The organism is Bartonella rochalimae ATCC BAA-1498, from assembly GCF_000706645.1.
GTDB lineage: Bacteria > Pseudomonadota > Alphaproteobacteria > Rhizobiales > Rhizobiaceae > Bartonella > Bartonella rochalimae.
This window is the reverse complement of sequence record NZ_KL407338.1, coordinates 399,665-411,078: the sequence shown is the minus strand read 5'-3', so window position 1 is coordinate 411,078 and position 11,414 is coordinate 399,665. Positions and strand designations below refer to the sequence as shown.

Annotated in this window: 7 protein-coding genes; 4 read left to right on the top strand and 3 right to left on the bottom strand. The window is 31.4% G+C overall.

Annotated features, from left to right (window positions below; all coding sequences use genetic code 11):
* The 4 genes from virB11 to O99_RS06470 all read left to right on the top strand — a co-directional run.
* Positions 1 to 851, top strand: an 851-nt coding sequence (virB11, locus tag O99_RS06485; RefSeq protein ID WP_035007374.1) for a P-type DNA transfer ATPase VirB11, incomplete at its 5' end; no start/stop codon positions are given.
* Between the two features lie 97 nt (positions 852 to 948).
* Entirely contained in the window at positions 949 to 2,697 is a 1,749-nt protein-coding gene (locus tag O99_RS06480) for a BID domain-containing T4SS effector (protein WP_235692231.1), read from the top strand.
* 104 nt (positions 2,698 to 2,801) lie between these two features.
* Positions 2,802 to 4,673 carry a BID domain-containing T4SS effector gene (locus O99_RS06475; protein WP_154655493.1) on the top strand — a complete coding sequence of 624 codons (1,872 nt, stop codon included), beginning with the start codon at positions 2,802 to 2,804 and terminating at the stop codon, positions 4,671 to 4,673.
* A gap of 181 nt (positions 4,674 to 4,854) precedes the next feature.
* The gene (locus tag O99_RS06470; protein ID WP_035007373.1) at positions 4,855 to 5,058 is read left to right on the top strand and encodes an antitoxin VbhA family protein; all 204 of its coding nucleotides are present in this window, start codon (positions 4,855 to 4,857) and stop codon (positions 5,056 to 5,058) included.
* A gap of 853 nt (positions 5,059 to 5,911) precedes the next feature.
* On the opposite strand, the gene traG is transcribed toward O99_RS06470, so the two are convergent.
* From traG to O99_RS06455, 3 genes are all read right to left on the bottom strand, one after another.
* Positions 5,912 to 7,834 carry a Ti-type conjugative transfer system protein TraG gene (gene traG / locus O99_RS06465; protein ID WP_035007370.1) on the bottom strand — a complete coding sequence of 641 codons (1,923 nt, stop codon included), beginning with the start codon at positions 7,832 to 7,834 and terminating at the stop codon, positions 5,912 to 5,914.
* A 137-nt stretch (positions 7,835 to 7,971) separates the two neighbouring features.
* Entirely contained in the window at positions 7,972 to 9,561 is a 1,590-nt protein-coding gene (locus O99_RS06460) for a BID domain-containing T4SS effector (RefSeq protein WP_051668876.1), read from the bottom strand.
* A 167-nt stretch (positions 9,562 to 9,728) separates the two neighbouring features.
* Positions 9,729 to 11,360 (bottom strand): BID domain-containing T4SS effector, encoded by a 1,632-nt coding sequence (locus O99_RS06455; RefSeq protein WP_035007368.1) that lies wholly within the window; start codon positions 11,358 to 11,360, stop codon positions 9,729 to 9,731.
* Positions 11,361 to 11,414: the final 54 nt, after the last annotated feature.

The following is an 11,414-nucleotide window of genomic DNA, read 5'->3' as shown; positions in this document are numbered from 1 at the left end:
ATTCTAAGCAAAGTATTTCCGATAAAAACCCAATATTATCCGCTACTTTGCCAAATAATGAGCGTATTCAAATTGTTATACCACCAGCTGTAAAAGAAAATACTATCAGCATGACAATTCGTAAACCATCATCCCGAAGTTATTTGCTCGAAGATCTAGCCAACAAAGGTCTATTTTCAATGTGTGAACAGATTTCTTTCACTCCATTGAATGACTATCAATTGCGTTTTGATGAACTCAAAAACGTCGAGCATAAATTAGCAATTGATTATTACAATAAAAATTTTGTTTCCTTTTTAAATCAAGCTGTGAAATTGCAAAAAAATATTCTTATTTCAGGGAAAACAGGAGCTGGTAAAACAACGCTGTCAAAAGCATTAATAGCTAAAATTCCTGATGATGAGCGTATTATAACTATTGAAGATACACCAGAGTTAGTTGTACCGCATCTTAATTGTGTTTCTATGATCTATGCAAAAGGTGGGTATGGCTTAGCTTCTATTGGACCAAAAGAATTATTAGAATCCGCCTTGCGTATGCGTCCTGATCGTATTCTTCTACAAGAGTTACGAGATGGTACTGCTTTCTATTATATTCGCAATGTTAATTCAGGACACCCAGGTTCTATTACTACAGTTCATGCATCAACAGCATTGGCTGCATTTGAGCAAATGACGCTTTTGGTTAAAGAAAGTGAAGGAGGAGGACATTTAGAGCGCGATGATATTCGCGGGTTATTAATTTCAATGATTGATATTATTGTTCAATGTAAACGGATTGAAGGAAAATTTAAAGTTACAGAGATTTATTATGATCCTTTCAAACAACGAAATATTTTTGGAGCTAACTAAAATTGGAGGTAACTAAAAAAGTATAATAAAAAAATTCAGATTTTAGTATCAATATAAATATCAATACTAAAACATCTAAAACTTTATAAGAATCTATGTGAAAAAGTTGTATTTATTTAAAATAATATTTGAGCGAATGATCATGAAGAAGCAAAATTTAAAATCTTTAAAAAAAATTTTTAAACCTTTAAGAATAAAAAAGAGAGAGAAATTATTAGATGTGTCTTTTTTTGATTGTGATTACACTTATCCTAACAGTGATGTATTAATCAATAAATATGGAATAAAGAATTCTCAAGCTCTTCATGAAAAGAGCGCGTATCATTCAGAGCAAGCGATTATTCGTTTGCGTCAAGAAGCTCTGCCAAATAAGTTTAATTCCTCTTATTTGAAACATATTCATAAATGTTTATTTGAAGATACGTTCGAATGGGCTGGCTGTACACGTGATCTTACATTTAAATTTAAAAATGGCGTAACTGCTAACATCTCAAAGATGCAAATACCAAATTCAGATGCTTTTTTTAAAGAGAGTGAAGCAGTTTCAAAAAGTTTACATAAATTTGATCAAGTGCTTTCGAAAAAAAATAATTTACAAGGCTTATCGCGTGAAGAATTTGTTAATGAAGCAACGAAGCTTTTTTCCTTTCTCAACTATATACATCCATTTAGAGATGGGAATGGGCTTGCACAACGAGTCTTTTTTGAAAGACTTGCTGAAGCTGCAGGCCATAAACTTGATTTTTCAGTTGTGACTCAAAAACGCATGATACATGCTTGTAATGATGCGATACCTGTAGAAGGTAATGTAAATTATGAAACGATGCAACATTTGTTCGAAGATATCTCTAATCCAGAAAAAAGACGCATTTTGAAGGATTATTTAAATGCTGTGTCTAATAATAAGCATGCATGTAATTTTTTGGATGATCAAATTATCATAACACCACGTGAAGGTGTGACTTATACAGGTTTTTATAAGGTTAGTAATGCGGATTCTATTATAGTTGAAACAGTAGACTTTTATATGGTATGCTGCAAAGATTATTTTACACCAGAACAGCTTAAGGCATTAAAACCTAATGATGAGATTACTTTTACAGTTTCAATAAATAAAGATTTAGATCAAATTCTCATCCCAGCAGAAAAAATACCTCCTTTAACGTCAGAAAAAATTCTTCAAAAAATTGAGAATCATATTAAACTTCAAAACAATCGAAAAGAAATTGAGAATTTATCACAAATTGTTTATGGAAATTCAAAAGCGTTAGATCCAAGTATTGATGTAATTAATAAAGGACGAGAAGTAAGTAAAAAAATTCCTGAGCAAATCTTAAAATATCCTAGGACTATTGCTAAGCTAGCTGGTTTTAAAATATTGGGTATAAGGAGTCCAAAACGCAGAACAGCTGAAAGGAATCTTGCACCACTTAGTCAAAAAATTAAAAATTATATGTCTGCTGTAGAAGTTACTAAAAATATAATCATTAGAAATTATGATAGAGAACAAAAACGCCTTTTACAAGAAGTAAGATTGCCTAGTAAGCTAATGCAAGATATCCTTAGCGTGGTTCAAAATGAGAAATCACAAACCTTAAATGTAGAAAATTGTGTTAAGATCCAAAAAGAGCTTATTTCCTTTTTGACTAAAGTCGATTCTCGTCTTTCAGAGATAGAGTCTCAACAACTCAGAGATGGTAATTATAGAGAAATCGCTAAAAGTGTTGGTATTTCAGAACATAAAGCGAAAGCACTTATAAAGACTGTTAATGACGCAAAAAAAATATGTCAAGAACTTCAACAATTGAAAATAAAAAAGTCAATACAGATGGCTGTGGCCGTTTAAAATATGAGTTTTTTATAACAAAATAAAAACATATTTTTATTTTACAAAAATGGAAAAATAGGAAGGATCGCTTAGTGGAAAGATCCAAAGATCAGGCATCTTTAATGGTAGCAGAACTTCAAAGACGTCGCTGGATTATCGATTCAGCGATTCATACTCATACTATTGAACGTATTGCCTTGCATCCTAATACACTTCTAATTTTAGAAAAATATGCAGAGGGAAGTTCATTAAATGAATTTAATATCCTTATGGATACTGCTATACAAATGATATTGCAAGAAATGGGAAATATGGAGGTAGAAATGAAAAAACTACTATCTGCCTCCTCATCATCGTACGACAACTATATTTATCCTGCAACCCAAGTACTAAAAAATAAACATGGAATAATAGACTCAGACAATTTGTCCATGGTAAGCGGACATCATGCGGTGAAAGCAATAGTTAATTTGCACCATGAACCACTACCAAAAAGGTTTAATTCTTCCTATCTAATATATATCCATAAACGCTTGTTCGAGAATACATTTGAATGGGCTGGGAATAGTCGTAATTTCCCGTTTACATTTAAGGATGGCACTACTGCTAGTGTACACACAATGAGAAAGGTAAATTCTGACGATTATTTTTTAGAGAGTAAAAAAATTCCTCAATACCTAGATAATATGGATAAAACGCTTGCGGAACAGAATGATTTTCAAGGTTTATCGCGACAAGCTTTTATTAATAAAGCAGCGAGTATGTTTGCTCTTATTAATTATATACACCCATTCAGAGATGGTAATGGTCGCACACAACGAATGTTTTTTGAAAGACTTGCTGAAGCTGCAGGTCATCAACTAGATTTTTCAATTGTTACAGAAGAGCGTATGAGAATTTGCAGTATACTCTCTATGGTGCGTTCTGGTGTTATGGACGATATAAGTGCTATGAAGCATATGTTTGAAGATATTTCAAATCCAGAAAAAGTGAGTATTATGAAAGAGTTCATAAGCTCCATGAGTAAGTTAGAGTATAAAAATGCTCAAAAAATGATTATTGTAATGCCAAAGAGAGGGTATAATTATCTAAGTTTTTATGAACGTGAGACTGCGGAACATCTTCTACTCAAAGTAGATCTTAATTATATTTCAAAATCTCTTTATATGGTATTCAAAAAAGATTATTTTTTACCAAATGAAGTTAAGGAATTAAAATCTGGTTGTCCACTGAGTTTTAAAGTTCCAATGAGTAAAGATATAAAAAATTTGGAAAATATTCTTATTCCAAAAGAAGCGGTAGCTTCTTTAACATCAGATCAACTTATTGAAAAAATTACGAGTCATCCTGCTGTCCAATTAAAGCGACAACAAGTTGATATGTATGCAAAGTATGTTTATAAAAATTTAAAAGACTTTAATGAAAAGATAAGTGTAAAAAACATTATTGAAGATAAAAATTTTCAGGAAATTTTTATAAAGAAAATAGTCAATTGTCCTAAGTCTATTTCTGAATTGGCAGGCAAAAAAATATTATGGTTGAAAACTTCAAAATACAAAACCGCTGAACAAAATGTTGAAGCACTTGCTCAGAAGGTTTATGATTATGTTGATCTTGTAAAAGAGGTAGAAAATGAAATTGTTAGAGAGAATCTAATAAAGGAAAAATGTCTTACGACAGTAGTGGAAATGCCTAGCAAAACATTACAAGATATTTTTAATTTGTCAAAAGATATGCAAAAAGAAACTTTAAGTTTTTCTCCTTCACTCCAAGAAGAACTCAATATTTTTATAAAAGCAGTCAATCAGCGTCTTATGCCACTAGAACATAAATGGCTTCGTGATGGTAATTATGATTTGCTAGCTGAAAGCATTGGTATATCACAAAGTAAAGCAAAACAAATTAGAGAGCTCTTTATGCAAGGCAAAAACCTACAAAATTTGTTAAAAGAAATCAAACGTGATCACTCAGAAGTAATCAATATGGCCGTTTAAAGTGTGTGGAGTTATAATTCATTTAATATTTATAGATGGCAATTATTGTAGCAACTCTATTCATGGAAAAGCATAAATATTTTATATAAGTTATTTAAGTTTCTAAATAATAATAGAGAACGGAACAAACAAGAAGATATGCTTCTATTTTATAAGAACAAGTAAAAGAAAGGAAGAGTTCATGAAAAAAACAACTGATCATTCTACATCTTTAACGTCAGAAGAATTACAAAAACGCCGTGAAGCAGTTGATGCAGCTATTAGTACACATGCAATTGAGGGAATCACTCTTCATTCTAAAACGCTTGAAATTTTAGAAGGATATGCGAAGGGAGAATATTCATTAGAGGAATTTAATACTCTTATGGACAATGCAACACTATAAAGAGTGAATAAAACAATAAATGTTGAGATACAATAATATACTATTTATCTTTAGCTCATGATTATATTTATTCTGGCAGCAATATATTAAAAATGAGTATGGGATAAAGAATTCTCAATCTTTTTATAAGAAATCTGCGTGTGATTGAGAGCAAGCAGCTGTTCATTTTCATCGAGAAATGCTGCCAAATAAGTTTGTTCACCTTATTTAAAATATCTTTATAAATGCTTATTTAAGAACATGTTCGAATAGGCAAGGTGTTACTTGCTGATCTTACATTTAAATTTGAAAATAGTATAATCGTTAACATTTCAAAGATGCAAATATTAACTCAGGTGCTTTTCATCAAAAGCTATGTTATTTGATGAGTAAAATCAATTTGCGTTTTTTATCAAGAATTTGAGAATTCTTTATCCTACATTCATTTTTAATTTAAATGTATTATTGCCTAAATAAGTTTAATTACAATAAGAAAATAATGAATAAGACATGTTTGGCTCTTTATCATAATTTATCACTGAAAGAACCTCTTATAGAATTAGACTAACTATAAATAATTTTCTAAAATCTAAATATTTTGTATATCTTATTAAAGTTTTAAGTATTTTAGGAAGCATAGCTTCTTATTTATTACGCCTCTATTATTTGTTTAGAAACTTAAATAACTTATGTAAAACATTTCTACTTTTCCATGAACAGAATATTTTACAATAAGTATTATATTTATTATAGATAACCATATCGTAGATCATCATATGCTCTGCTATAACAATTAAGAAATCTAATTGATGGTTTACAGATTCAGTAAATTTTTCAAAAAATATTTGCTGTATGTGCTTATTGTCATCTCTAATCAGTCTTTCTTTCCTTTGGGAGCAAAACGATTCTGTTCAGTAGTAGCTAGCATCTCTTTTCTTCTAAAGTAAATTGCTCGTCCACATCGCAAAGGTGGTTGCCCTTGCATAAGAATGATTTGTTCATCTTGTCGCATCTTTTGAATAATTTCATGAGGTAAAATTAGCGCTCTTTGTTGATAATTTATATTTTTAGAACCTTTTAAAAATTGTCCTTTAGATTTGCTTGCTCCAGTCACTTCTATAGTCATTTGACCACAACGTTCTGAAATATCTTTAGCTGTTTGTAAATCTTTAATAGCAGCATAACTCACAAACGAACAACTCTCAAACCATGATTGCGCTCCTGATTTTCCAAAGTGATTTACCAACTGACCGGAGGACTGATAAAATAACATTAAGGATATGCCATATTTGCGTCCACGGTCACGCGCTTCTTCCAAAATATTCATATAGCCAAGCAAATCAACTTCATCTAAAACAAACAAAACGCGCTTTTTATAGTTTCCATCAGCTATAACCATTGCATTTAAAAAAGCACCAATAATCACACGCCCAATTCCTGGATAGCTATTTAAAATACTTGCCGGAAGATTCAGAAAAATATCTGTATTCCCATCCGCTATATCTGAAGATGCAAAATCATCACCACAAACAAGATCTGCATAATTAGACAAAGAAAGCCACTGAGTATCTTTTGAGGCAGTTGTATAAACACCTGAAAAGGTTTGATCTGCCATTTCTGTAAAAATACCAACCATTTCGCGAATAAAAGGAGAAGGCGATGTATCTTGAATATGGCGTAATTGATTAACAACTGCTGTTTCTGATTGAGAAAGGATTTTTCGCAATGTTTTTAGATTACGTTCACAGTCGTCATATTCATCAGAAAATATGACATGCGCAAGAAGAGCAGTTAAAAGATTATGCGCTTGTGTTGAAAAGTACTCTGCTGAAGAATTTTCTGATTTTTTGTCAGTGAGTAGCAGTTTAGAAAAACCTACGATATTAGCTTCACGTTGTGTTCGCGGTACACTATTGTCTAAAAGCCAATCGAGAACATTAAAAGTTTTCGTTGATATTGAAGTTGGATCAAGAACAATAACATTTCTATTGTCCATCTTTTTACGCGTCAATTGAACCATTGGTGCAACTTCTGTTGAAGGGTCAAGACAAATAATAGAACCTGGATATTTTAAACATACTGGGATCACTGTACTTGTTGTTTTATATCCACCAGAACCAGCGAAAAAAATCATATGAGTTGAACCAAAATCAAGATTAAAGGTTAATAAGGGCGATGTTCCACCTTTCCCCCACGTTGCCTTGTTTCCAGGGGAAAAGGGAATGTTGTACACACTATCTTCGTCAACACGGTATCTTTCACCAATAACAATTTGACCATTCGCAGGAAAAATTTTTTTTGCCTCACTTAAATTCATCCATGATGCATCACCAAAAATTCCTTTTTTGGCACGCTTTACTCCTTTTTTATTTTTAAGCGGAGCAGTTATTAAGAATTGGGCTGCTAAAAGAAAAATACCACCAATTATGCCAAAGATGACCATGACATCAATAAATTGCAGAGCATAACTCCACGTTATTCCTTGTTGGCCGATATAAGGACTTAAGCGTTTAATTTCGCAATTAAGATAGTAAAGAGAAACACCCGTAAAAAAAAACGCTGTAACAATTGTAATCGCTTTGCGTAGATACAGTTTTTGCGATATGGTGTAAACAAATGATACAGCAACAACAAGTAGCTGCACTAATAATGGTTCTGAACGGATATACCAATATTTCTCATAATCTTGTAATCCGTTCGTTGCAAATAATAACATGTAAGGAACAAAAAATATTGTTAAACTGCCTAAAATTATTGGCATTAAAATAAGAAATAATCCCGTTTTAGTATATCTCATTACACCCTACTTTTGTTTTTATTATGCCACAAAATCATACTTATTAACTGAACATATAATGTGAATGGTATCTTAAAAGTTATAATATTATTATAAATAACTCTTAATTTATGAATATTAAACGAAACCTTACATTTTTAGAGGGTCATAAATTGCATTTGTGGATTTTTAGGTTGCAATATGTTCAAAATTTTATTGACTTTATTAACAGTTTCTATAAGAATTTTCGCTTTATTTACTGATATACCAATACTTGCAGAAAGTTCTTGATAATTAGAATTATACATCTTTTGATGTTCTTTTTTTGATAAACGCAAAGTAATTTGACGTATGAAATGATTCATTTCTATATAAGTTTCAGGAGAGGAACGCAAAGCATTTAATTGCAAATTTACAGACAAACTAAGTATATCTTGTAATTTTTTGCTAGGCATCTTTACTGTTTGTAAAAGACGTCTTCCTTTTGCTTTATGTTCTCTCATAATTGTACATCTAATATTTGATACTTTATCTGCATAATTAAATATTTCATTACTAAGTATTTTAGCATTTTGTTCAGAGATTTTATATTTTTGACTTTTGATATACCCAATTTTTCTACCCTTGAGCCGACCAATAGATTTAGGAGAATTTATAATCCGTTCAGAAAGCTCTCTGCCCATTTTAGGATTTGCATTAATATGACTTATATCTTGTTCTAGTATTTCGGGATTATTGTAAATTAATTTTGATAACGCTCTAATTTTTTCTAAGCTTTTTTGAATACAAGCATCATTTTCAATTTTTTCAATTACCTCTTCTTCCTTTAAAGGAGGTAATTGTTCTGCTGGGATGAGAAATTGACCTAAATTGTTATTTATTGAAGCTATAAAGGTAAGCTTATCATTAGGTTTTAATGCCTTAAGTTGTTCTGGTGCAAAATAATCTTTACAGCATAAGATATATGAATCCACCGTTTCGATCGTAATAGAGTTCAAATAACTGTTTCTGTAAATACCGGTATAAGCAACATCTTCATGTGCTATCATCACAATTTTATTATCCAGACTTTCGCGTCTACTCCCAGATTGGGGGTAGATAGCTTCTTGTAAAAGATATACTTTTTCTGGATTGGAGATATCTTCGAATAAATGCCGCATCGCTTCATAATTTGCATTCTTAGGCATTGCATTACTACAAGCATGTATCATGCGTTGTTTGGTCACAACTGAAAAATCAAGCTTATGGCCTGCAGCTTCTGCGAGTTTTTCAAAAAATATTCGTTGCGCATGTCCATTTCCATCTTTGAATGGATGTATATAGTTAAGAAAGGAAAAAAGCTTTGTTGCTTCATCGACGAATTCTTCACGCGATAAGCCCCGTAAATTATTTTTTTCAGAAAGCATTTTATCAAATTCTTGAAAGCTTTTTTCAATTTTGTAACCAGTTAAAAACGTATCTTTATAATCTGATGTTTTTACTATGTGCTGTTTGGCAGTTGTGCCATCTGCAAATTTAAATACACGACCCCGAATACACCCAGCCCACTCGAATGCGTTCTCAAATAAGCATTCATGAAGATATTTTAGATAAGAAGAATTAAATTCCTCGGGTGATGGCTCCTGGCGCAGAGCAATCATTATTTTTTTTATATCACGAGAATACTGTTTGCGTAATTCTCTATTATTTGTTATTCCGTATTTGTTTTTTAATACTTCAGTATTAGGATAATAATAACCAGAGTACATAGTTTATCTTTTTTATTAATTTTTGTAAAATAGAAGAATGCTTTTGATTTTTATATTCTTTTGATATTATACACTCGTTAAAAACAATTTTTCTTTATTTATAAAATAGTCATTATCACAGAATTTTTTCCTATCTATACAAAAATAGAAGTAAAAAACCTGTATTTTCAAACGGCCATAGCCATTATTTCTGAACAATCAACTTTTTTAATTTCTTTGATCTTTTCAAATTGTTTACACAATTTTGCGCTTTTGTTAACAGTTTTTATAATTGTCATTGCGTGCATTTCTGATACACCAATGCTTTCGGCAAGTTTTTTATCATGATAGTCACAGATGTAATCTTTCTCTCTTGCTGAAAGACGAGAATTGACTTCATTCAGAAAGCTGCGAAGCTCTTCGTAAAGAAGAGGAGAGGCCTCTAAGGCATTTTTTTGCTCATCCTTTGGCAAATTAAGAATATCTTGTATTTTTTTACTAGCTTTTTTCACCACTTGCCCAACACGCTTTTGATCTTTTTCAAATTCTAGAGAAATTTCATCTTTAACATTTTTCACAATTTCCCCATGTTTTTCAATCTCCGAAGTGAGTTTTTCAATATTTCTTTCAGCTATCCTACGTTTTGGACTCCTTATACCAAATACTTTAAAACCAGCTAGCTTACCAAAAGCTTGAGGAGATTTTCTAATCTGTTCGGAAAGCTGTTTACTTGTTTCAGGACATTTACGAATACACATTATCTGTTCGTCTAATACTGTTATGTCTCTATAAACAAACTTTAAAAGATAATCAATTTCCTTTTGGCTTTCTTTAATACAATTAGTACGTGAAACTTTTCTGATTATTTCTTCTTCCTTTAAAGGAGCCATTTTTTCTGCTGGAATGAGAATTTGATCTATATCTATTGGAACTGTAACGGTACACACATCACCAGGTTTTAATGTCTTAAGTTGTTCCGGTGGAAAATAATCTTTAACGCATAGAACATGAGAATCCGCTGTTTCGATTATAACGGAATTTACAGTACCTATTTTATAAATACCTGTATAAGTAATACCTTCCTTTGGCATTATAACATATTCATCATTCAAACGCTCGCGCTCCAATCTAGGTATGCGTCGAATAAAATCCTTTAAAACAATTATTTTTTGGGGACAAGAGATATCTTCAAACAGAAGTTTCATCTCTTTATGAGCCCCATCACCCTCTAGAGTCATTGAATCAATACAGGCACGCATTATACGTTTCTCTGTCGCAACTGAAAAATCTAGTTGATGACCTGCAGCCTTAGCAAGTTTTTCAAAAAATATTCGTTGTGTAGGCTCATTACCAGCTCTGAAAGGAGCTATAGAGTTGAGAAAAGCAAAAAGTTTCGCAGCTTCATCAATAAACTCTTCACGAGATAAACCTTGCAAATTATTCTTTGAAGCAAGTAGTTGATCAAATTTCTTTAAGCTTTCTTGAATGTTCTTACCCTGTACATAAAAAATATCTGAGTCTGGAACTTTCATCATTGGCATTTCAGCAACAGTGCCATCATCAAACGTAAACGAAAGATCACGAGTATATCCAGCCCATTCAAATGTGCTCTCGAATAAGCGTTGATGGATATATTTTAAGTAAGAGGAATCAAATTCTTGGGGCAATGGTTCGTTATTTAAATTGATCATTACTTTTTTTGCAAAACGCTTACATTCGTATGCAAGTTTTTTAGTACTCGTTATATTATGTTTATTCTTTAATACTTTCATGTGAGGATAAACATAATTACGAGCTAAAGATATATCAGAAAATACCATTTTTTACTGTAGTCCTAAAATTAACTATTGTATCATAATTTATATTTTTTTTGA